General features: G+C 72.3%; 19 protein-coding genes and 1 other RNA gene. 15 read left to right on the top strand and 5 right to left on the bottom strand.

Annotation, left to right across the window (positions count from 1 at the left end; genetic code table 11):
• The first annotated feature begins 3 nt into the window (after positions 1–3).
• The 4 genes from mtrB (at position 4) to hpf (ending at position 5,185) form a co-directional block, all read left to right on the top strand.
• Positions 4–1,758 carry an MtrAB system histidine kinase MtrB gene (gene mtrB / locus ACGFI2_RS03085; protein ID WP_393509677.1) on the top strand — a complete coding sequence of 585 codons (1,755 nt, stop codon included), beginning with the start codon at positions 4–6 and terminating at the stop codon, positions 1,756–1,758.
• A gap of 20 nt (positions 1,759–1,778) precedes the next feature.
• Positions 1,779–3,581 carry an LpqB family beta-propeller domain-containing protein gene (locus tag ACGFI2_RS03080; RefSeq protein ID WP_393509674.1) on the top strand — a complete coding sequence of 601 codons (1,803 nt, stop codon included), beginning with the start codon at positions 1,779–1,781 and terminating at the stop codon, positions 3,579–3,581.
• A 49-nt stretch (positions 3,582–3,630) separates the two neighbouring features.
• Positions 3,631–4,290 carry a ComF family protein gene (locus tag ACGFI2_RS03075; RefSeq protein ID WP_393510083.1) on the top strand — a complete coding sequence of 220 codons (660 nt, stop codon included), beginning with the start codon at positions 3,631–3,633 and terminating at the stop codon, positions 4,288–4,290.
• Between the two features lie 250 nt (positions 4,291–4,540).
• Positions 4,541–5,185, top strand: coding sequence for a ribosome hibernation-promoting factor, HPF/YfiA family (gene hpf, locus ACGFI2_RS03070; RefSeq protein ID WP_393509671.1), 645 nt, complete (start codon positions 4,541–4,543; stop codon positions 5,183–5,185).
• Between the two features lie 48 nt (positions 5,186–5,233).
• Here hpf and ACGFI2_RS03065 read toward each other — a convergent pair whose 3' ends face one another.
• Positions 5,234–6,340 carry a GNAT family N-acetyltransferase gene (locus ACGFI2_RS03065; RefSeq protein ID WP_393509668.1) on the bottom strand — a complete coding sequence of 369 codons (1,107 nt, stop codon included), beginning with the start codon at positions 6,338–6,340 and terminating at the stop codon, positions 5,234–5,236.
• A complete protein-coding gene (locus tag ACGFI2_RS03060; RefSeq protein ID WP_393509664.1) occupies positions 6,337–7,494 on the bottom strand; it encodes a GNAT family N-acetyltransferase in 1,158 nt (385 codons plus the stop codon). Before ACGFI2_RS03060 ends, ACGFI2_RS03065 begins: the two co-directional genes overlap by 4 nt.
• 170 nt (positions 7,495–7,664) lie before the next feature.
• On the opposite strand from ACGFI2_RS03060, the gene secA reads away from it, so the two are divergent.
• Positions 7,665–10,562 carry a preprotein translocase subunit SecA gene (secA, locus tag ACGFI2_RS03055; protein ID WP_393509661.1) on the top strand — a complete coding sequence of 966 codons (2,898 nt, stop codon included), beginning with the start codon at positions 7,665–7,667 and terminating at the stop codon, positions 10,560–10,562.
• 235 nt (positions 10,563–10,797) lie between these two features.
• Here secA and ACGFI2_RS03050 read toward each other — a convergent pair whose 3' ends face one another.
• Both ACGFI2_RS03050 and ACGFI2_RS03045 read right to left on the bottom strand, forming a co-directional pair.
• Positions 10,798–11,469: an Rv3235 family protein gene (locus ACGFI2_RS03050; RefSeq protein ID WP_393509658.1), complete on the bottom strand. Its 672-nt coding sequence runs from the start codon at positions 11,467–11,469 to the stop codon at positions 10,798–10,800.
• A gap of 102 nt (positions 11,470–11,571) precedes the next feature.
• Complete coding sequence (locus tag ACGFI2_RS03045; protein ID WP_114919504.1) at positions 11,572–11,799, bottom strand: helix-turn-helix domain-containing protein; 228 nt, start codon at positions 11,797–11,799, stop codon at positions 11,572–11,574.
• A gap of 197 nt (positions 11,800–11,996) precedes the next feature.
• Between ACGFI2_RS03045 and ACGFI2_RS03040 the strand changes: the two genes are divergently transcribed.
• Positions 11,997–12,506 (top strand): DUF6912 family protein, encoded by a 510-nt coding sequence (locus ACGFI2_RS03040; protein ID WP_393509655.1) that lies wholly within the window; start codon positions 11,997–11,999, stop codon positions 12,504–12,506.
• Positions 12,507–12,518: 12 nt separating this feature from the next.
• On the opposite strand, the gene ACGFI2_RS03035 is transcribed toward ACGFI2_RS03040, so the two are convergent.
• A complete protein-coding gene (locus ACGFI2_RS03035; RefSeq protein ID WP_393509652.1) occupies positions 12,519–13,529 on the bottom strand; it encodes a hypothetical protein in 1,011 nt (336 codons plus the stop codon).
• Positions 13,530–14,068: 539 nt separating this feature from the next.
• Here ACGFI2_RS03035 and pruA point away from each other — a divergent pair.
• The 9 genes from pruA to ACGFI2_RS02990 all read left to right on the top strand — a co-directional run bounded on the left by pruA (position 14,069) and on the right by ACGFI2_RS02990 (position 21,956).
• The gene (gene pruA / locus ACGFI2_RS03030) at positions 14,069–15,697 is read left to right on the top strand and encodes an L-glutamate gamma-semialdehyde dehydrogenase (RefSeq protein WP_393509649.1); all 1,629 of its coding nucleotides are present in this window, start codon (positions 14,069–14,071) and stop codon (positions 15,695–15,697) included.
• Between the two features lie 133 nt (positions 15,698–15,830).
• A complete protein-coding gene (locus ACGFI2_RS03025; protein WP_393509646.1) occupies positions 15,831–16,346 on the top strand; it encodes a PadR family transcriptional regulator in 516 nt (171 codons plus the stop codon).
• A gap of 45 nt (positions 16,347–16,391) precedes the next feature.
• Positions 16,392–17,513 (top strand): peptide chain release factor 2, encoded by a 1,122-nt coding sequence (gene prfB, locus ACGFI2_RS03020; RefSeq protein WP_393509643.1) that lies wholly within the window; start codon positions 16,392–16,394, stop codon positions 17,511–17,513.
• Positions 17,514–17,631: 118 nt separating this feature from the next.
• Positions 17,632–18,312, top strand: a complete 681-nt coding sequence (gene ftsE / locus ACGFI2_RS03015) for a cell division ATP-binding protein FtsE (RefSeq protein ID WP_013284225.1) — start codon at positions 17,632–17,634, stop codon at positions 18,310–18,312.
• A 66-nt stretch (positions 18,313–18,378) separates the two neighbouring features.
• Complete coding sequence (ftsX, locus tag ACGFI2_RS03010; protein ID WP_393509640.1) at positions 18,379–19,254, top strand: permease-like cell division protein FtsX; 876 nt, start codon at positions 18,379–18,381, stop codon at positions 19,252–19,254.
• 131 nt (positions 19,255–19,385) lie between these two features.
• Entirely contained in the window at positions 19,386–19,865 is a 480-nt protein-coding gene (smpB, locus tag ACGFI2_RS03005) for an SsrA-binding protein SmpB (RefSeq protein ID WP_393509637.1), read from the top strand.
• A 106-nt stretch (positions 19,866–19,971) separates the two neighbouring features.
• Positions 19,972–20,347, top strand: a transfer-messenger RNA (tmRNA) gene (gene ssrA, locus ACGFI2_RS03000).
• Positions 20,348–20,549: 202 nt separating this feature from the next.
• A complete protein-coding gene (locus ACGFI2_RS02995; RefSeq protein ID WP_393509634.1) occupies positions 20,550–20,948 on the top strand; it encodes a hypothetical protein in 399 nt (132 codons plus the stop codon).
• A 42-nt stretch (positions 20,949–20,990) separates the two neighbouring features.
• On the top strand, positions 20,991–21,956 hold the full coding sequence (locus tag ACGFI2_RS02990; RefSeq protein WP_393509631.1) for a hypothetical protein: 966 nt from the start codon (positions 20,991–20,993) through the stop codon (positions 21,954–21,956).

Here is a 21,956-nt window from a genome sequence, read left to right as displayed (position 1 = left end):
ACTGTGGTGACCGCCTCGCTGCCCGACCCGCCGACTCACGCGTCCCGCCGGCTGCACGCCGTGCGGGCGCTCTGGCGCGACCTGGCCGGTCGGTCGGCCCGGTTCGTCGCCGGCGTGCGCCAGGCCTGGCGGCGGTCGCTCCAGGTCCGCGTGGTCACCATCACGCTTGTGGCGTCGAGTCTCCTGGTGGGCGGTTTCGCCTACCTGATCGCCGACAAGATCACCAACATCCTGCTGGAGAACGCCGAGACCGACGTCCGGCTGCGGCTGAGCAACGGCAGCGAATACGCCGCGAAGCAGTTCAACCTCTACAGCCAGCCGCAGGAGGCCCAGCTCCAGGACACCATCGACGGCACGGTCAACTACCTGGCCGGTGGGGACCCGACGCAGACCAGCGGCGTGGTGGTGGCGATCACCGCCGACAACTTCGCCGAGTTCATCGAGCCGCGGGTGTCTCCGGACGTGCCGGTCCGGTCGGTGATCGGCGACGAGCTGCGGGGCACCGTGGCGTCCGGCAAGGTCGCCCACCAGATCCGCACCGGCACGCTCGGCGGCGGTGAGCGCACGAAATACCTGGTCTACGGCTCGCCGGTGCCGACCAAGTTCGGGCAGGTCGAGCTCTACTACCTCGTACCCCTGGCCCGGCAGGACGCCACGGCGGCCGACGCCCGCGCCACGGTGGTCGCCACCGGCGTCGCCCTGGTGCTCCTGCTCGGCCTGCTGGCCGCCCTGGTGACCCGCCTGGTGGTCACCCCGGTCCGGGTCGCCGCGCGCACCGCCCAACGGCTCTCCGCCGGGTTGCTCGACCAGCGCATGGTGGTCTCCGGCGAGGACGACCTGGCCCTGCTCGCCGCCTCGTTCAACCAGATGGCGACCAACCTGCAACGGCAGATCCTCCGGCTGGAGGAGATGTCCCGCCTGCAACGCCGGTTCACCTCGGACGTCTCGCACGAGCTGCGGACCCCGTTGACCACGGTCCGGATGGCGGCCGACCTGATCTTCACCGAGCGGGACGAGTTCGACCCGGCGGTGGCCCGCAGCGCCGAGCTGCTCCAGGCCGAGCTGGACCGGTTCGAGGAGCTGCTCACCGACCTGCTGGAGATCAGCCGGTTCGACGCCGGCTTCGCGGTGCTGGACAGCGAACCGACCGATCTGGTGCCGGTGGTGCACCGGGTGACCGAGCGGCTGGCCGGGCTGGCCGAGCGGGTCGGGGTCGCCATCGAGCTGGACCTGCCGGGCACGCCGGTGATCGCCGAGGTCGACCCGCGCCGGGTCGAGCGGGTGCTGCGCAACCTGGTCGGCAACGCGGTCGAGCACGGCGAGGCCAAGCCGGTGCGGATCACCCTGGGGATGGACCAGAACGCCGTGGCGGTCACCGTGCGGGACCACGGCGTCGGCCTCAAGCCGGGCGAGGAGAAGCTGGTCTTCAACCGGTTCTGGCGCGCCGACCCGTCCCGGGCCCGCCAGACCGGCGGCACCGGCCTGGGCCTGTCGATCAGCGTGGAGGACGCCCGGCTGCACGGCGGCTGGCTGGAGGCGTGGGGCGCGCCGGGGCAGGGCGCCCAGTTCCGGCTGACCCTGCCGGCCCGCGCCGGCGACCGGCTCACCACCTCGCCGCTGCGACTGGTGCCGGCCGACGCCACCCTGCCGTTCGGCGGCCCGCGCGACGGCGGCCTGCTCGCCATCGGCCCGGGCAGCGGCGCCGGGGCGCTGGCCGTCGGGCCCGCGGACGCCGAGCCGGCGGAGGCCCGGCCGTGAGCACGGGGAGCACCCGGGGGGTGCGAGCGTCGCGAGCCCGACGTCTGGTGGTCGGGCTGCTGGCCGGCGTGCTGCTGCTCCCCGCCGGCTGTGGCATTCCGGCCGAGACGGACGTCCAGGTCGACGGCTCGGTGCCCGTCGCCGAACCCGGTTCGCTCAACGGCCCCCCGGCCCCGCCGCCGGCGCCGACCGACAGCGACGAGCCGGTGCCGTTCATCGAGAACTACCTGAGGGCGGCGGCCGCCGGGGAGCGCGACCAGGCGTACGCCCGGGCCCGGACGTTCCTCGCCGACGAGGCCCGCGACCAGCTCCCGGGCAAGCCGCAGACCAGCGAGATCGAGTTGACCGTGGTCCGGCTGCGGGCGAAGCCCGAGAGCACCCCGCCGAACAACCAGGGCACCAGCACCGTCCGGCTCAAGGTGCAGCAGGTCGGGGTGCTGCGCGCCGACGGCACGCTGGGTCCGCCGGCGGCCACCGACACCGAGTACGTCTTCGAGCTGCGCCGGGCCGAGCCCGCCGGGACCGGGCTGCTGATCACGAGCCTGCCGACCGTGCTGCTGACCAGCGACTCGGCGCTGCGCGAGTACTACCGCCAGCACAAGGTCTACTTCTGGAACTCGGACCTGACCCGCCTGGTGCCCGATCTGCGCTACCTGCCGGCGGTGCCGACCGAGCGTCTCGTCACCGAGGTGGTGAAGTGGCTGGCCGGCGGCCCGTCCGACTGGCTGGCGCCCGGGGTGACCGGGCTGCCCGACCGCACCCGGCCGATCAACAACGCCACCGGCGGGAACTCCCAGTGGGAGGTCAACCTGGACATGCCCGGGGCGAACGAGGGGCGGCTGGCCCGGCTCGGCACCCAGCTCGCCTGGTCGCTGCCGGAGCTGACCGGCCAGCTCGACCTGAAGATCCAGAACCAGAAGCGGTTCAGCGTCGACCTGGAGCGGGAGCGCGGCACCCATGCCGCGTATCCACCGGGCGCGGATCCGACGCGGTTCAGCGTCTACGACGGGGTCATCCATCCCCTCGCGCTCGGCAGCGAACGGCGGGGCGCCGTTCCGCTCCCGCCCGCCGAGAACCGGAACGTGGTCTCCGCGTCGATCGCCCGCGCCGACGAGCAGGTGCTGGCCGCGCTGGTGGTGGCCGCCCCGGGGCGGCGGCTCCGGCTCAAGGCCGGAACCGGGGCCGAACAGGTGGCGGTGCTCCATCCCAGCGCCGCGACGTTCCGCGCGATGAGCCGGCCCACCTGGCTGCGTTCGCTGAGCGATGCGCGGCCGGCCGGTCTGGTGGCCGCCGACGGCAAGCTCTACCGGTTCGACGGGTCGGGCGGGCTCAGCCCGGTCCCGCTCAACGTGGCCGGGAACGTGGCGGCGGTCGCCGGGTCCCTCGACGGCCACCGGATCGCGCTGGTGAGCGGCGGCGCGGTCTACGTCGCGCCGGTGACCGTCGAGGGCGGCGTGGTCAGCCTGGGCCAACCGCGTCGGCTGCCGACACTGCTCACCGGCGTGACGGCCGCCGACTGGATCTCGGAGGACCAACTGGTCCTCGCCGGCAACGACCCGGACCGGCGCTCGGCCATCCACCAGCTCAGCGTCGACGGCGGCTTCGAATCCCCGCTCAACCCCGAGGTCGGCGCGGCGGTGACCCAGCTGGCGGGATATCCGGGCGGTGGGGACCGCGGGCTGTCCTCGTTTTCCTTCATGTACGAGACGAACGGCGCGGCCTGGCGGAACAACCCGTTCGAGTTCATCAAGCGCCAGCAGGTGCTGGACGTGCCGGCGGGCAGTCGGGTGGTCAACCCGACCGCGCCCTTCTTCGTCTACTGAGGCCCCGGTGCCGGACCTGGGCGGGCTCTGGTCGGACCTGACCGATCTGGTGCTGCCGGCCGGGTGTGCCGGCTGTGCGACGCGTGCGCCCGGGCTGCGGCAGGGCTTCTGCCCGCGCTGCGTCGCCGAGTTGGAGTCGCTGCGTCCGGGGCCGACCCGGCCCGTTCCGGCCCCGCCCGGCCTGCCGCCCTGCGTCGCCCTCGGCCCGTACGCCGGGGTGCTGCGCGAGGGGCTGCTGGCGTACAAGGAACGGGGCCGGCACGGGTTGTCCCGCCCGCTGGGCGCGTTGCTGGCCGAGGTGGTGGCGGTGGCGGTGGGGGAGCCCGGCCCGGTGACCCTGGTGTGGGTGCCGGACACCGCCCGGGCGGCCCGGGCGCGTTACGGCGACCACCTGGAGCGGATGGTGCGTCCCGCCGCGGCCCGGCTGCGCGCCGCCGGCTGGCCGGTACGGGTGCTGCGACCGCTGCGGGCGTCGCCCCGGCCGGACTCGGTGGCACTGGACAGCGCCGGCCGGGCCGCGGCGGCCGAGTCGGCGTTCCGGCTGCGCCGGCCGGCGTCGGCGGGGCCGGCCGGATCCGTGGTGCTGCTCGACGACATCGTCACCACCGGCGCGACGCTGGCGGCGGTGAGCCGGAAATTGCACGGCGCGGGAATGACACCAAAGGTCGCGGCGGTGCTCGCCGCAACGCAAAAACGGCGGCGTTGGTGACGCTTCGTGTATCCCTTTCACCCCAAGGTGTATGAGGTGTTAAATTTCGCGACCGCTCTCGGCAACCGGGGGTGACTGGTGGCCCGACACGAGTTAGCGTTTCGGTGGCGGGGGTAGTGAGGATGCCAACCTTCCCCCGGCATTGGAAGGAGGCGTAGCCGTACACCACCGGTCGACGCCGAGCGGAGCTCTCCCAGGCGCGTCGACCGGAAGATCCGGACCGAACGACCGTCCGAACAAGGGAGGTCACGTGGACATCGTGGTCAAGGGCCGTAACGTCGAAGTGCCGGACCATTACCGGGTGCACGTAGCCGAAAAGCTCGCAAAGATCGAACGCTACGACCACAAGCTCATTCGCGTGGACGTCGAGTTGTTCCACGAGCGCAATCCGCGCCAGGCCGACCACTGCCAGCGGGTGGAGATCACCTGCGTCACGCGCGGCCCGGTGATCCGGGCCGAGGCCTGCACGAACGACTTCTACAGCGCGCTCGACGCCGCCATCGCCAAGCTGGACACCCGTTTCCGCCGGGCGGCCGACCGCCGCCGGGTGCACCGTGGGCGGCACGCGCCGCTCTCGGTGGCCGCCGCGACCGCCGGCCTGCCGGTGGCCGACCTCGACGGGCCGGGGCTGGCTACGCTCGACGGGCACGGCACGGCCACCGCGGTGGCCGAACGTCCGGACCGGAGCGGCTACGAGGAGCCCGACGACCAGCCGTGGCACATCGCCCGGGAGAAGGTCCACCCCGCCGAACCGATGACCGTCGACGACGCGCTGTTCCAGATGGAACTGGTCGGCCACGACTTCTACCTGTTCCTGGACAAGGAGTCCGGCCGCCCGAGTGTGGTCTACCGCCGCCGCGCCTACGACTACGGCATCATCTCGCTCGACACCTGACCCGTTGACCGCCGATCCGGGGCCCCCACGCGCTCGCGGGGCCCCGGATCAGTCCCGGTCCGAGGCCAGCCGGCCGAAGACCACCGAGTCGGTGCGGGCGCCGGCCACGCCGGGCATCCGCCCGCGCAGCAGCCCCTCCCGCCGGAAGCCGGCCCGCTCCAGCACCCGCTGGGAGACCACGTTCTCCACCCGGGCGCCGGCCCACAGCCGGGCCACCCCGACGTCGAACGCCCAGCCGGCGAGGAGCCGTACCGTGCGCGTGGCCAGCCCTCGGCCGCGGGCCTCGGGCAGCAGGCTGTAGCCAAGCGTGGCCTGGCCGGTGGCCGGCTCGTCGTACCCCAGGGCGCAGCCGCCGACCAGCGTGCCGGTGGCCGCGTCCAGGATCGCCAGGTCGGCGGCGTCGCCGGCCAGCCAGTAGCCGGCCGCGAGCCGGCAGCGGCGCGCGATCGACTCCCGGTCCGGCGGCGTCGGCGGCACCCGGTTCGCCACCACCTCCGGCAGCGTGTGCAGCCGGTGCAGCGCGTCGGCGTCCGCCGGCTCCAACCGGCGCAGCGTCACCACGCCGTCGGTGAGCCGGCCGCCGGGCAGGTCCGGCAGCAGCCGGGCGGTCGGCCCGGCCGGGTCGTCGGCCAGCCGCACCCAGGCGACCAGGTCGTGACGTACGCCGTCGCGTGCCGCGCTCGCCGCCCGGCGGACGCCCTCGCGTCGGTAGCCGCAGGACAGCGCGGCCCGTTGGCTCGGTTCGTTCTCGAGGTGGGTGAGGAGTTCCAGCCGGGCCGCGCCGGCGGCGAAGGCGCGCTCGCCGAGTGCCCGGGTGGCGGCGGTCGCCACGCCCCGCCCACGGGCCCACGGCACCACCCAGTAACCGATCTCGTAGTCCGCCCGGGCCACGGCGAGCCGGGTCAGCCCGATGCCGCCGAGCAGCCGGTCGGTGTCCGGGTCGGCGATCGCGTACGCGCAGCCGCCGGCGGCCCACACGGCCGGCTCGCCCTCGGTGATCCACCACCGGGCGCTCGCCGCGTCGTACGGATCGGGCATGGCCGGGATGAACCGCCGGGTCTCCGGGTCGCCGCAGCCGGCCACCAGGTCCGGCACGTCGGCCGGTCGCGTCGGTCGCAGGCGTATCCCGTGCGCCTCGACCGTCTCCGGGATCACCGCAGGTCCTGCGGCAGCAGCCCGCCCACCCACACGTCCTGCCGCTCGTCGCGGTGCTGGATGCCGCCGCGCAGCGTGCCCTCGACGGTGAAGCCGGCCTTCTCGGCCGCCCGGCGGGACGCGGTGTTGCCGACGTGGGCCCGCCACTCGACGCGGGCCAGGCCGAGCGTGGTGAAGCCCCAGGCGCAGACCGCGGTGAGCGCGGCCGGCAGGTAGCCCCGGCCCCGCGCGTGCGGGGCGGTCATGAAGCCGATGTCGGCCACCAGCGGGTCGGTGGGGAAGATCCGCAGGTCGAGCGAGGCGACGTAGCGGTCCTCCGGGTCGGCCACCGCGAACATCGCGGCGGTCCCCCGGGCCCAGGCCGGCTGCACCAGGTCCCGCAGGTAGCCCTCGGAGTGCTCGGGTCGGTAGGGGTGCGGCACGGTGGTCCAGCGCACCGTCTCCTCGTCCTGGCAGGTCCGGGTCACCTCGGCCAGGTCCTTCTCCTCGAGCGCGCGCAGCCGCAGCTCGGTGTCGCCGGCGGTGGCGAACAGGACCGGTTGCGGCCGGCCGAAGACCGCCGCCCGGCGGGCCTGGAGCGTGGCCGGCCCGTACGGCACCGGATCGCCCGGTGCGGCCAGGTCGGTCGGGAGGAGGGAGCCGATCCACCCTTCCGGCCGACCCCCGTCGGCGGGGTGGGCCAGCCGCAGCTCACCCTCGACCCGGAAGCCGGCGCGCAGCGCGACCAGCCGGGAGGCGTGGTTGCCGATCTCGGCCTGCCAGGTCAGCCGGCGCAGCTTGAGCGTCTCGAACGCCCAGCGGGCGACGGCTCGGGTGGCGCGCACCGCGACGCCCCGCCCACGGGCCCACGGCGCGGTCCAGTAGCCCACCTCGGCCGAGTCCAGCGCGCGGTCGACGGAGACCAGCCCGCACGAGGCGAGCAGCTCGCCGGTGTCGGCGTCGCAGACCGCGAACGGCGCCCCGGTGCCCTGCGCCCAGGCCGCCGCGCTGACCGTGGTCACGAACGCGAGGGCGTGTTCGGGTAGGTACGGGCGAGGTACGGTGGTCCAGCGCTGAATGTCCGGGTCCTGGCAGGCGCGGTGCACCTCGTCGGCGTCCGTCGCCCGCCAGGGGCGCAGCAACAGCCCGTCCTCGACGATCTCCACAGGCTCCATCCGAGCCATGGTGCCGGATCGTTCGCGGACGGCGTAACCCGATTAGCGACCGCCGGGCACCCGGTCGCGGTGTTATGTCGGGTTCGCGGGTCCGGACCGCCGCCACCAGTGACCATCGCCGCGCCGGAGCGCCTACGATGGTTCGAGACCGTCTAGGGGAGCGTTGATCCGTGTCGATTCTGGAAAAGGTCCTTCGCGCCGGCGAAGGCCGCATGGTGCGTCGGCTGAAGGCCATCGCGGCCGCCGTCAACTCGATCGAGGACGACTACGTCAACCTCGACGACGACGAGCTGCGCGGTATGACCGACCAGTTCAGGGAGCGGCTCGCCGACGGCGAGACCCTCGACGACCTGCTGCCCGAGGCGTTCGCGGTGTGCCGCGAGGCCGCCTCGCGGGTGCTCGGCCAGCGGCCCTACGACGTCCAGGTGATGGGCGGCGCGGCGCTGCACTTCGGCAACATCGCCGAGATGAAGACCGGTGAGGGCAAGACGCTCACCTCGGTCATGCCGGTCTACCTGAACGCGCTCGCCGGCAAGGGCGTGCACGTGATCACCGTGAACGACTACCTGGCCGAGCGCGACGCCGCCTGGATGGGCCGGGTGCACGAGTTCCTCGGGCTCGAGGTCGGTGTGGTGCTGCCCAACCGGCCCGCCACCGAGCACCGCGCGGCCTACGAGTGCGACATCACCTACGGCACGAACAACGAGTTCGGCTTCGACTACCTGCGCGACAACATGGCCTGGTCGAAGGAGGAGCTGGTCCAGCGCGGCCACTTCTTCGCGGTGGTCGACGAGGTCGACTCGATCCTCATCGACGAGGCCCGGACCCCGCTGATCATCTCCGGCCCGGCCGAGCACTCCGCCCGGTGGTACCAGGAGTTCGCGACCGTGGTGGCCCGCCTCCAGCCGGGCACCGACGGCGAGGGTGACTACGAGGTCGACTACGCCAAGCGCACCATCGCGGTGACCGAGCGCGGGGTGGCCCGGGTCGAGGACCGGCTCGGCATCGACAACCTCTACGAGTCGGTCAACACGCCGCTGGTCGGCTACCTGAACAACGCGATCAAGGCCAAGGAGCTCTACAAGCGCGACAAGGACTACATCGTCAGCGACGGCGAGGTCCTGATCGTCGACGAGTTCACCGGCCGCATCCTGCACGGCCGCCGCTACAACGAGGGCATGCACCAGGCGATCGAGGCCAAGGAGGGGGTGGAGATCAAGCAGGAGAACCAGACCCTGGCCACCATCACCCTCCAGAACTACTTCCGCCTCTACGAGAAGCTCTCCGGCATGACCGGCACGGCCCAGACCGAGGCGGGCGAGTTCAACAAGGTCTACAAGGTCGGCGTCGTGACCATCCCGACGCACCGGCCGATGGTCCGGATGGACCGGCCCGACGTGATCTACAAGACCGAGAAGGCCAAGTTCAACGCCGTCGTGGAGGACATCGCCGAGCGGCACGAGCAGGGCCAGCCGGTGCTGGTCGGCACCGTCTCGGTGGAGAACTCCGAGATCCTGTCGCACATGCTGCGCCGCCGCGGCATCCCGCACTCCGTGTTGAACGCGAAGTTCCACGCCAAGGAGGCGGAGATCGTCGCCCAGGCCGGGCGTAAGGGCGGGGTCACGGTCGCCACCAACATGGCCGGCCGGGGCACCGACATCCTGCTCGGCGGCAACCCCGAGTTCCTCGCCGCCAACGAGCTCCGCCAACGCGGCCTCGACCCGGTCGAGCAGCCGGAGGAGTACGCCAAGGCGCTGGAGGAGATCCTGCCGACCTGGAAGCAGGCCTGCGACGCCGAGGCGGAGGAGGTGGCCGCCGTCGGTGGGCTCTACGTGCTGGGCACCGAGCGGCACGAGTCCCGCCGGATCGACAACCAGCTGCGCGGTCGCGCCGGCCGGCAGGGCGACCCGGGCGAGTCCCGCTTCTACCTGTCGCTGCAGGACGAGCTGATGAAGCGTTTCCGGGCCGGTGCGGTCGAGGCCGTGATGGACCGCTTCAACATCCCGGAGGACGTGCCCATCGAGTCGAAGATGGTCACCCGGCAGATCAAGAGCGCCCAGGCCCAGATCGAGGGGCAGAACGCCGAGATCCGGAAGAACGTCCTGAAGTACGACGAGGTGCTGAACAAGCAGCGCCAGGTGGTCTACGCCGAGCGTCTCCGGGTGCTCAACGGCGAGGACCTCTCCGACCAGGTCCGCAACATGATCGACGACGTGACGGCCGCGTACGTGGTCGGCGCCACCAGCGACGGCTACGCGGAGGACTGGGACCTCGACCAGCTCTGGTCCAGCCTGAAGCAGCTCTACCCGGTCGGCGTCACGGTCGAGGAGCTGGAGGAGGAGGTCGGCTCCCGCGCCGGCCTCGACCAGGACTTCCTGCTCGCCCGCCTCAAGGAGGACGCGAACGCCGCGTACGACCGGCGTGAGGAGCAGCTCGGCGAGGAGGCGGTGCGCCAGCTCGAGCGGATGGTCCTGCTCCAGGTGATCGACCGCAAGTGGCGCGAGCACCTGTACGAGATGGACTACCTGCAGGAGGGCATCAGCCTGCGGGCGTACGCCCAGCGCGACCCGGTCATCGAGTACCAGCGCGAGGGCTTCGACATGTTCGCCACCATGATGGACGGCATCAAGGAGGAGACGGTCGGCTTCCTCTACAACCTGGACGTGCAGGTCGAGGAGGCCGAGGCGGAGGCCGAGGAGGTGGAGCTGCTGGAGAAGCCGGTGGAGATCCGGGCCAAGGGTCTCAACCGCACGCCGCAGCAGCAGGGCCTGCAATACTCCGCGCCCGCCGTCGACGGCGAGGCCGGTCGCGGCGCGCCGGTGATCGAGCGGGCCGAGCAGCAGGCGCCGGCGCTGGGCATCGGCCAGCCCTCCTCGGAGCGTCCCGCCGGCTCGACGCCGCGCCGGGCACCGGCCGGCACGAGCGGTCAGGCGGTCGCCGCGAGCACCGCCCGGCGCGCCACGTCGCCCCAGGTCGACGGCGAGGGTCCGTCCCGGAACGCGCCCTGCCCGTGTGGCTCCGGCCGGAAGTACAAGCGCTGCCACGGCTCGCCCAACGGCGGCAACTGACCTCTGGCGCATCGCCCGACGGGCCCCGGCCAACCCGGCCGGGGCCCGTCGGCGTGCCGCCGTCCCGCACATGCGGCGCGCCGCCTTCGCGGCCCTGTGGGCGGCACGTCGGCCCGGTCGGCCGGCGCCTGAGCCCGTCCGCCTCCTGGCGCAGGTAGCCGGCGCCATCTCGGCGAAGTGGCGGCATCCGGCAGCGGGGAAGGCGCCGTTTCCCGAAGTGGTGTGGATCAAGGCGTCACAGGACGTCCAACACGAGGCAGAGCCAGTTGCCTCGACGGTGTTCCAGGCGCACGGCGACCGCCCAACTGGCCCCGCCGGCGCCGGTGAACACGGCGGTGGCCTCGACGGCACCGGCCCGGGGTTCGCAGACCCGCAGGCGGCGCAGGTGCAGGGCGGGCCGGGCGTGGCGGCGGCGGACCGGGGTCACCCGGCGGGCCGCCCGGCTCAGCTCGGCCGACACCTGGCCGGCGGCCTCGGGCAGGCAGAGCGGTCGGAGCTGCCCGGGTGGCCGGAAGCCGTTGACGATCTCCAGGAACGTGCGGACGAACCGGTGGGCCGCCCGGGCGGCCTCGGGCGTGGCGGTGGCGAGGGCGGTCGGTGGTGGCCCGGCGGTGGCGAGGGCGGACGGCGGTGGCCCGGCGGTGGCCGGCCGCCCGGCGCCCTCCGCGCTCGCGGTGCTGCCACGGGTCGCGCCGGAGGCGGACCAGCGGGGCCATCCAGGGGCGCGGTCGGGGGCACGGCCGGCGGGCCGTCCGGGATCCCGGCGGCGTTGGTCGAGCAGGTCGAGGGTGAGCTGACCGGCATGGCCCCAGGCCGGGTCCTCGTCGGTGCAGGGCGGGTCGAGCGGCGGGGCGGGCCGGAGACGGACCGGTGGGCGCGGTGACCGGGGACGGCGGGTGTCGACCATGTCAGCCCTCGAATCCTTGCGTTTGCCTTCGTTTGCCTGTGATGAGGTTTCATCTTCGGCCACGACAACCGCGCGCGTCAATGGCCGACGGTCAGCGTGGGGTCACTCCCCGTCGCGCTCGCCGAGGGGATTGCCGCGCACCCACTCGGCGGTCTCGGCATACTTACGCTCGATGTATTCCTCCAGTCGAGCGCGCTCGACCCGCCACTGGCCCCGGCCGCCGATCTTGATCGCGGGCAGCTCGCCGCTGCGCACCATGTGGTAGACCTGCGAGTCCGAGACGTTCAGCTCGGCGGCGACGTCGGACAGCAGCAGGAACCTCGACTCCACGCAGACTCCCGGGATTGACTTCGTTTGCCTCAGTTTGCCATCAGACAGCGACCCCGCCCAGGCCCGCCTCGGCGGACACACCGGCGGGAAACTTCTCCTGGGCCGGTGCGGGGTGTATGACGGTCACGGCGTACGGCATGATCGGCGCCCGGAGCCGGCGCCCGCCGGCGAGCGGCGGAGAGTGCGGGGAGAGACCGGTGACCGACGAGCTTGTCCGGGTGTACCTGCCGGGGACCGTGCCGATGCTCGCCCGGCTGCGCGACGAGGGCCTGACCGTGGAGGCGGCGCACGCCGTCACCCCGGAACTGCGCGAGTGGTATGCCGAGGGTGACGAGGAGGAACTGGAGTACGTGGCCTTCACTCGGGCCGCCCAGGACGCGCTCCTCCTGTTGCGGGCCGATCCGGCCGCCCCCCGCCGGCGCGTGGTGGTCTCGGCCGACCTGCCCGCCCGCGCGGTCGGCCGGGGCGACGGCGAGCTGGGTTCCAGCGTGATCCGTCCGGCCGGGCCGGTGCCGGTGAAGTCGATCGCGGCGATCCACGTGGACGGTGCGGAGGCGGCCGAGGACGTGGCCGCCGCCGTCGACGTGGCGGCGGAGGCGCAGGCCGGCGATCCGGACGCCCGGTTCACCGTCGACGGCGTCGAGGACCACGAGCTGGAGTGGTACGACGTGACCGAGCTGGACCTGCTGCTGCGTGAGGTCGGCTGACCGCCGAGCGGCTCAGGCGGCCGGCTCGTCCTCCTCGTCGGAGTCGACGCGTGGGCCGAGCGTGCGTCCGAAGGCGATGAGCGTGGTGAGCGCGCCCACGAAGAGCACCCAGATCCCGTTGTCCACCCGGGAGGTGCCGAGCGCGGTCTGTGCCACCTGATCGGCCTCGCTGAGCGCGGCGGCCAGGTCGAGCAGCCCGCGCCCGCCGATCCGGATGATCACCTCGGTGAGCAGCAGGAGCAGCCCGGCCCCCGCGCCGGCCACCAGGTACGCCGGCCAGCGCAGCGGCGTCGCCGCGCCGTCTCGGCGCTCGGCCCGCCGGCGCGACCAGGCGAGGTAGAGGTAGGCCGCGAGGCCGGCGATCAGGCCGGCGAGCAGCGACTCCGTGCGGGAGACCCACTTGGCGGCGTCGAGCACCGACTGCTGCGTCTCCCCGGCGCCGAACAGGTCGGAGAGCGGATCCCGGGCCCGACTGAAGAGCACCACGAAGATCTGCGCGGCGAGCGTGGCGGCGGCGAAGCCGGCCACCACCCGCGCCTGGCGCGCGCCGGCCGTCGCGGCGCCGATGATCGCGGCTGCGGCCGTGGTGCCGGCGATGGTGTTGGTGGTGGCGTTGTCGGCGTACGTCAGGTTGATCGCCACCGCGGCGGCGAGCCCGACCAGCAGCCCGGTGCCGACGGTGGCCAGGAAGCGCAGGGAGGCGCGGCCGAGTCGGTTGGTGGCGGCCAGCGCGACCGCCGCGCCGGTGACCAGCGCCGCCGTGATCACGCCGGGCAGCGCGTACGCGGAGAGGCTGATCGCGGTGACCCCGGCCGCGGTCGAGGTGATCGCCTCCCGGGTGGACCAGAGCATGGCCGTCAGCCAGGCGAGTGAGAGCAGGGCCAGCGGCAGCGCGCCGGGCGCGTACTCCGGCCGTCCGGCTGCCGGCGTGGCCTCGTCGACGACATGGTCGGCGGCGGGCGGCTCGACGGCCTCGGGCCGGTCCGGCTCCGCGGCGGTGGAGCTGCCGGGCTGGTTGCTCATCGTCTCCCTTTCGACGGACGCCGGATCTCCCCGCGCCGGGCCGGGCAGGTCACCGGCCACCCAGCGTACGCGGCGCGCCCGGCCCGCCCGGGCGGGCCAGTCTTGATCGACACCACGTCGCCGAGGTGACGCCTTCCGTCGTTCGATGATGCCGCCACCTCGCCGGAGTGGAGTGGATCAACCTCGGAAAGCGGCCGGCCGGCGCGGGCGCGGGTCGGTCCGGGACGGTGACCGGCGTGGGGGAGCGAGGCGGGGCCGGCCGGGCTGGCGGGGTCCGAAGAATCGCTGGTCTAGTGAGCCTGTGGCCGACGTTTCGTCAGACGCGAGGGGGTTGGGCCGAGGGTCCGGAGACCCGGATTGTGCGCGTCGAGCGGTGCCGCACCCGGGGAGCCCGGGTCTTCGAGCGGGTCGCGTGAAACAATCGGCGCAGGTCCCGCCGCCGCGACCGGTCCGCCGCGCGGTGTCCGGCACCCGGCCGCCCGGCCGGTGCCCGCGGGTCCGGTTTCGCCATCGCCGTCGAGATCGCACAGGAGCCTGTGATGGACGCCGTCTTCTCCGTCCCCGAGCCGCGCAACGAGCCGGTCCACACCTACGAGCCCGGCAGCGCCGACCGGGAGCGGCTCCAGCGGCGGCTGGCCGAGCTGGCCGCCGAGCGGATCGAGCTGCCGATGACCATCGCCGGCGAGCAGCGGATGGCCGGCGGCGAGTCGATCGACGTGGTCCAGCCGCACAAGCACACCCACGTGCTGGGCGTCACCGGGCACGCCACCCACGACGACGCCCGCGCCGCGGTCGAGGCGGCCAAGGCCGCCGCGCCGATGTGGCGGGCGCTGCCGTTCGAGGAGCGGGCCGCGATCTTCCTGCGCGCCGCCGACCTGCTCGCCGGCCCCTGGCGCGACACGCTCAACGCGGCCACCATGCTCGGCCAGTCCAAGACCGCGGTGCAGGCCGAGATCGACGCCGCCTGTGAGCTGATCGACTTCCTCCGGTTCAACGTCCACTTCGCCCGCCGGCTCCTGGCCGAGCAGCCGATGTCCTCGGCCGGCGTGTGGAACCGCTTCGACCACCGGCCGCTGGAGGGCTTCGTCTACGCGGTCACCCCGTTCAACTTCACCGCCATCGCCGGCAACCTGCCGTCCGCGCCGGCCATGCTCGGCAACACCGTGGTCTGGAAGCCGGGCCCGACGCAGCAGTTCGCCGCGCACTTCACCATGCGGCTGTTCGAGGCGGCCGGCCTGCCGCCCGGCGTGATCAACATGGTCACCGGGCGCGGCGAGGAGGTCTCCGACGTCGTGCTCGCCGACCCAGACCTGGCCGGCATCCACTTCACCGGCTCCACCAAGGTCTTCCAGCAGTTGTGGCGGACCGTCGGCGACAACATCGGCCGCTACCGGGGCTACCCCCGGCTGGTCGGCGAGACCGGCGGCAAGGACTTCGTGGTCGCGCACATGAGCGCCGACGTGGACGCGCTGCACACCGCGCTGCTGCGGGGGGCCTACGAATACCAGGGGCAGAAGTGCTCGGCCGCCTCGCGGGCGTACGTGCCGCGCTCGATCTGGGAGGGCGGCCTGCGGGACCGGCTCGCCGCCTCCGCCGACGCGCTGACCTACGGCGACGTGACCGACTTCAGCAACTTCGGCGGCGCGGTGATCGACGACAAGGCGTTCGGCCGGCACACCGCCGCGCTGGAGCTGATCAAGGGTGACGACAGCTGCCGCGTCCTGGCCGGCGGCACCGCCGACGACTCGGTCGGCTACTTCGTCCGGCCGACGCTCTTCGAGTGCTCGGACGCCGCGCACGAGACCTTCACCACTGAATACTTCGGCCCGATCCTCGGCGTGCACGTCTTCGACGACGCCCGGTTCGACGAGGTGGTCGCCCAGGCCGAGTCGATCGCGCCGTACGCGCTGACCGGGTCGATCTTCGCGACCGACCGCCGGGTGGTCGACCGGGTGGCGGAGAAGATGCGGTACGCGGCCGGCAACTTCTACATCAACGACAAGCCGACCGGCGCGGTGGTCGGGCAGCAGCCGTTCGGCGGTGCCCGGGCCAGCGGCACCAACGACAAGGCGGGTTCCTGGCACAACCTGGTCCGCTGGACGTCGCCGCGGACGATCAAGGAGACGTTCGTCCCGCCGACCGACCACACCTACCCGCACATGGGCTGAGGTGTACGGAGGGGCCCGTCTCGACCGGGAGGCGGGCCTCTTCCCTACCCGACAGTGCACTTCGGACCGCCTAGGAGTGGCGAAAACGGCAAATCGTGGACGCCACAGCCGACAAAGTGGCAGCTTAGAGGGCATGGCGGAATCCGGAGTCAACCCGACGGCGGCGGCCCTGCTGGGTCTGCTGCACGACGGCCCGATGACTGGCGGTCAGTTGATGGCCGCTGCCGAGCGCCGGCTGGCGCCGTACTGGTCGATGACCCGCAGCCAGGTCTACCGGGAACTGCCGGTCCTGGCCGAGAAGGGTCTGGTGCGGCTCGGCAAGCCCGGGCCGCGGATGAGCCAGCCGTACGCGCTCACGGCGGCCGGGAAACGGACATTCTCCCGCTGGCTGGCGGAGAATCCCGGCCGGGACACCATCCGTAACCCGATCGCGCTACGGATGGCGTTCGGCAACCTGCACTCGTCGAGCCAGCTCAAGAACCTGTACGTCTCGGCGAACGAGTACCACACCGAGGCGCTGGCGGCGGTGCGGGAGCAGGTCAAGATCGCGAAGAAGGAGGGCGACAGCTACGACGCCAGCGCGCTGGAGTTCGCCGTCGCCTACCACAAGGCGGCGCTGTCCTGGCTGAAGACCGCACCGGTCGGCTGACCACCTGCGGCGAAGGCGCTGGCCTAGGCAGTAGTGTTGTGTGCCGTGACCGCTGCCGATTACGCCGAACAGCTCAAGGAACTCGACGCCACGCTGCGCAACATCGAGGCCGTGCTCGACCTCGACAAGCTGCGCGAGCAGAAGGCCCGCCTGGAGCAGGAGGCCTCCGCGCCCGACCTCTGGGACGACCAGGCCAAGGCGCAGCAGGTGACGTCGCAGCTGTCGTACGTCAACGGCGAGATCGGCCGGCTGGGCGACCTGCGCTCCCGGCTCGACGACGCCGGGGTGCTGCTGGAGCTGGCCGAGGCGGAGTCCGACCCGGGCGCGCTGACCGAGGTCGAGTCGGAGATCACCGGGCTGACCAAGGCCATCCAGGAGATGGAGGTCCGCACGCTGCTCTCCGGCGAGTACGACTCCCGGGAGGCGCTGGTCGCCATCCGGGCCGGCGCCGGCGGCGTGGACGCGGCGGACTTCGCCGAGATGCTGCTGCGGATGTACCTGCGCTGGGCGGAGCGCCACGGCTACCCGACCGAGGTCTACGAGACGTCGTACGCCGAGGAGGCGGGCCTGAAGTCCGCCACGTTCACGGTGAAGGTGCCCTACGCCTTCGGCACGCTCAGTGTGGAGTCCGGCACCCACCGGCTGGTGCGGATCAGCCCGTTCGACAACCAGGGTCGCCGGCAGACCAGCTTCGCCGGCGTCGAGGTGCTGCCGGTGGTGGAGCAGACCGACCACATCGACATCCCCGAGAACGAGATGCGGGTCGACGTCTACCGCTCCTCGGGCCCGGGTGGGCAGAGCGTCAACACGACCGACTCGGCGGTCCGGCTCACGCACATCCCGACCGGCATCGTGGTGACCTGCCAGAACGAGAAGTCCCAGCTGCAGAACAAGGCGTCCGCGTTGCGGGTGCTCCAGGCCCGGCTGCTGGAGCGCAAGCGGCAGGAGGAGCAGGCCAAGATGGCCGGCCTGAAGACGGACGCCGCCGGCTCGTGGGGCGACCAGATGCGGTCGTACGTCCTGCACCCTTATCAGATGGTGAAGGATCTGCGTACCGAGCAGGAGACGGGCAATCCGTCCTCGGTCTTCGACGGTGAGCTGGACAGCTTCATCGAGGCGGGAATCCGCTGGCGGAAGCGGCAGCAGCTCAGCGCTGACGGTGCGTGATCACGCTCCGACGCAGCGCGTCATCGATCTCGTTCTGACCCGGTAAATCGATGACGCGCACCGCATCTATGGGGCGTAGGGCTTGGCTCTGCGGTTACACCGCGTAGACTCTCGACCCGTGATTCAGCTTGAGCAAGTGACGAAGACGTACCCGAAGGCGTCCCGGCCTTCGCTCGACAACGTGTCCGTCTCGATCGAGAAGGGCGAGTTCGTCTTCTTCATCGGTCCATCCGGCTCCGGCAAGTCCACGATCATCAAGTTGCTGCTGCACGAGGTGACCCCCAACAAGGGCCGCGTCGTGGTCAACGGCAAGGACGTCACGTCGATGCGTTCCTGGAAGCGACCCCACTTCCGGCGTTCCATCGGCTGTGTCTTCCAGGACTTCCGGCTGCTGCCGAACCGCACCGCGTACGAGAACGTGGCGTTCGCGCTGGAGGTGATCGGCAAGACGAAGGCGGTCGCCCGTCGGGTCGTGCCGGAGGTGCTGGAGCTGGTGGGTCTCGGTGGCAAGGAGCACCGTTACCCGCACGAGCTCTCCGGTGGTGAGCAGCAGCGTGTCGCGGTGGCCCGGGCGTTCGTGAACCGGCCGCTGATCCTGCTGGCCGACGAGCCGACCGGAAACCTGGACCCGGACACCTCGATCGAGATCATGCGCCTGCTGGACCGGATCAACCGCACCGGCACGACCGTCGTGATGGTCACGCACGACTCCAACATCGTGAACCAGATGCGCCGCCGGGTCATCGAGATCGAGAGCGGCCGCATCGTGCGCGACCAGGCACGCGGCGTCTACGGCTGAGCCTGACGACGGCTCGTAGACCCTGACGACGAACACCTCACGCCGGAGAGCCGGAGGAATATCCCGATGCGGATGAAGTACGTCCTGTCCGAGGTACTGGTCGGACTGTGGCGCAACGTCACGATGACGGTTGCCATGATCATCACCATGGCGGTGTCGCTGTTCATGCTGGGCGGCAGCGGCCTTCTGTACCAGAAGGTCGGCGACATGAAGGATCTCTACTACGAGAACGTCCAGGTCTCGATCTTCCTGAAGACCGACGCGCCACAGGACCAGCGCGACGCGCTCGACGCCAAGCTCAAGGCCGACCCGCTGGTCAAGGACGTCGAGTTCGTCGACAAGGACCAGGCGTACAAGCGCTTCCAGCAGATGTACGCCGACGCGCCCGACCTGGTGAACGCGGTCAAGGCCGACCAGCTGCCGGAGTCGTTCCGGATCACGCTGAACGACCCGCAGCAGTACAAGCAGATCTACGACCAGTACAAGACCGCCGAGGGCATCGACACGATCGTCGACCAGTCCAAGCTCCTCGACAAGGTCTTCGGCGTGCTGACCGGCATCCAGAACGGCGCGCTGGCGCTGGCGATCGTGATGGCCGCCGCCGCCCTGCTGCTGGTGGCGAACACCATCCAGGTGGCCGCGTACAGCAAGCGGCGTGAGGTCGCGGTCATGAAGCTGGTCGGCGCCTCCAACTGGTTCATCCAGGCGCCGTTCGTGCTGGAGGCGGTGGTGGCCGGTCTGATCGGCTCCATCCTCGGCCTGCTCGCGCTGATCGGCGTGAAGACGCTGGCGGCCGGCAGCTCGATGGCGGCACTGGAGGGGCTGATCACCCCGATCTCCTGGTCCGAGATCTTCCTGACCTTCCCGCTGATGGCCGCCGTCGGTGGCCTGGTCAGCGCGATCACCGCCTGGGTCACGCTCCGCTTCTACCTGCGGGTCTAGGTACCGTACGGCTCTCGCCGAGAGCCCTCCCGTGCCGGAATAAACGGCGCGGGAGGGCTCTTGTGGTTCCGGTAGCATGATCTTCGCTCGCCGGCCGCCGGTCGGGAGCCGATCGGAAGGGGGTGGCGCCGGTGCCACGGGAGAAGGGGCGCAAGGTGGTCGCCTCCAACAAGAAGGCACGCCACGACTACGCCGTCCTCGACACCTACGAGGCGGGCATGGCGTTGACCGGCACCGAGGTCAAGTCGCTGCGGGCCGGGCGGGCGTCGCTCGTCGACGCGTTCGCCCAGGAGCGTGACGGCGAGCTCTACCTGCACGGCATGCACATCCCGGAGTACGCGCAGGGCACCTGGACCAACCACGAGCCCCGACGGACCCGCAAGCTGTTGCTCAACCGGCTGGAGATCGACCGGCTGCTGGGCAAGCTCAAGGAGAGCGGCCTGACGTTGGTGCCGTTGCAGGTCTACTTCTCCGACGGCTGGGCGAAGGTGGAGATCGGCCTGGCCCGGGGTAAGAAGTCGTACGACAAGCGGCAGGACCTCGCCAAGCGGGACGCCGACCGGGAGATCGCCCGGGCGGCGGGCCGGCGGGGCAAGGGCATGGACGACTGAAACATCCGGTTCGTCCGGTTGCCAGCTCGCCGGGCCGGCCTCGGGATGAATCCGGTTGCGGCAGGCGTTACGCTAGTCGGTGCCACCACAAGCGGTGGCCTGTCGAGGGGGTGACTGGTTTCGACTTCGTACGCAGCGACAGGGGAAGCGAGCCGAGGAAGCCGACGTCGTCTCGAGAATCGGTCGTCGGAAACCAATAAGCGCCAAGAACAATCGCGCTGACTTCGCTCTCGCCGCCTGAGGCGAGTAGCAAGTCTGTCGGCCTGGGAGCGCCTTCGACCCAGTTAGCCGGCATCAGCTAGAAGGCTGGCCAATCGGACCCGGTCGCGGGGTCCGTGCGGCGAGATCAATCAGCGACTGGGCCCGTCACACCAACTTGCTCGCGTGAGCGGTGGGGCCGAGTAGAGGCACAGCGAGCTGCGCTCGGAGAAGCCCTGACAAACCGGCGAAGGACCCGGGTTCGATTCCCGGCACCTCCACCACCCGGCCTGTGCGCCCCGGTCCACCGGACCGGGGCGCACAGCCGTCTCCGGCGGTCGGTATCCGGTTCTGGCGTGGCCAGCGGGGTGCTCGGGGCCGGTGGGACGAATGAGGCAGATGAGTTGTCGCCGATGCCTGGACACGGCGGGCGGGCAGGCTCACCATCGCGGTACGCGGTTTCGCGCGCAGCGCGGGAGGTGTCCGATGGCCACCCATCCGATCCAGCAGCCGACCACGGTGCTCAGCCGGGCGCTGGCCGCCCCGGGGCAGCGGTGGCGGGAACAGCTCGTCGTTCAGCTCGGCCCGGTCCGGCGCGGCTTCACCGAACACGTCCGGGTCACCGAGGGGCCGTCCGGACGGTACGCCGACCTGCTGCGCACCGCGCCCCGGCTGCACCGGGGCGTACGCCTGCTGGTGGGCGAACACACCGCGATCGTCGCGGCGCTGGCCGCGCTCCAGCACGCCGCCGTGCTCCCGTCGGTCTCCGCCGAGGAGCTGCGTGAGCAGACCGGCAACCTGCTGCGCGCGCTCGACCGGCACCGGCGGCGCGGCGCCGACCTGCTCTGGGAGGCGTACCAGGCCGACCTGGGCGGCGAGGACTGAGGAGCCGGGGAACCGATCGGGCGGGCGCGGCGTCCGATCCGTATGCGCCGATCTCTCGCCCTGCTCGGGCTGCCGCTGCTGGTCCTCTCCGGTTGTGCCGCGCCCGGCGCCGGATCCGGCTCGGCGCCGCCCGCCGGCCCCGACCGGCGTCCCGCGTTCACCCAGCGGGCCGAGGAGGTGGCCGGGCGCTGGCGCCCCGGGCCGCAGTGGCGCGCCGGATACGTCCCGCTCCAGGACGCCACCGTGCTCACCGGCGACCCGGGCTTCACCGACGAGACGAAGGTGGCCTTCGCCGCCGGTTGGTACCGGGACCAGATCCGGATGCCGGCCGCCGTGCCACCGGACGGCACGATCCGGTTCCCCGACGGCGTGCTGCGGGTGCCGCTGGTCAGCGCCGCCGACGCGTACGCCCAACTGGACCAGGGAGACCCGCCGACGTGCGACGGCCGGCCGGGAGCGCCGTCGGGGCCCGGACGACCGGGGGCGGGTGGCCCCACCGTCGAACCCGGCCCGGACGCCCCGATGTCGACGACCGCGCCCACCCCGTGCGTCCCGCTCACCGTGACCGCGGCGCGGCTGGGCAGCGCGCCGGTGTGGACCAGTCGGGGCCGGGTCGAGGTGCCCGCGTGGCTGTTCACGGTGGACGAGCTGTCCGTACCCGTGGCCCGGCTCGCGGTCGCGCCACGCGCGGTCGGCGAGGCGCCCGGAGGCGCGGCCGACGGCCGCCCGCTGCCGGACGGTCTGGCCGCCGCGCAGGAGCTGCGGGCGGTGGACGGCAACCGGCTGGACTACGTGGTCGGCGTCGGGGCCTGCGACGGCGCGCCCACGCCGCTGCTGCTGGAACGGCCGGACGTGGTGGTGGTCGGCGCCTCGGTGGTCAGGTCCACCGGCATCTGCACCATGCAGCTCGCCATGAAACCGGTGAGCGTCACGCTCGCCGCCCCGCTCGGCGCCCGGACCGTGCTGGACGTCGGCACCGGCGCCCCGCTGATCGTCCGGGCCGGCTGA

The organism is Micromonospora sp. NPDC049282 (assembly GCF_043197045.1).
Taxonomy (GTDB): domain Bacteria; phylum Actinomycetota; class Actinomycetes; order Mycobacteriales; family Micromonosporaceae; genus Micromonospora.
Note: the sequence above shows the minus strand (reverse complement) of the source record. Positions and strands in the feature narration are given on the sequence as shown.

Coding starts and splice junctions, on each gene's coding strand:
- ACGFI2_RS03060 (WP_393509664.1), bottom strand. CDS start 7,494: ATGGAGCCTGTGGAGATCGTCGAGGACGGGCTGTTGCTGCGCCCCTGG.
- ACGFI2_RS03050 (WP_393509658.1), bottom strand. CDS start 11,469: ATGGTCGACACCCGCCGTCCCCGGTCACCGCGCCCACCGGTCCGTCTC.
- ACGFI2_RS03035 (WP_393509652.1), bottom strand. CDS start 13,529: ATGAGCAACCAGCCCGGCAGCTCCACCGCCGCGGAGCCGGACCGGCCC.
- pruA (WP_393509649.1), top strand. CDS start 14,069: ATGGACGCCGTCTTCTCCGTCCCCGAGCCGCGCAACGAGCCGGTCCAC.
- ACGFI2_RS03025 (WP_393509646.1), top strand. CDS start 15,831: ATGGCGGAATCCGGAGTCAACCCGACGGCGGCGGCCCTGCTGGGTCTG.
- ftsX (WP_393509640.1), top strand. CDS start 18,379: ATGCGGATGAAGTACGTCCTGTCCGAGGTACTGGTCGGACTGTGGCGC.
- ACGFI2_RS02995 (WP_393509634.1), top strand. CDS start 20,550: ATGGCCACCCATCCGATCCAGCAGCCGACCACGGTGCTCAGCCGGGCG.
- ACGFI2_RS02990 (WP_393509631.1), top strand. CDS start 20,991: ATGCGCCGATCTCTCGCCCTGCTCGGGCTGCCGCTGCTGGTCCTCTCC.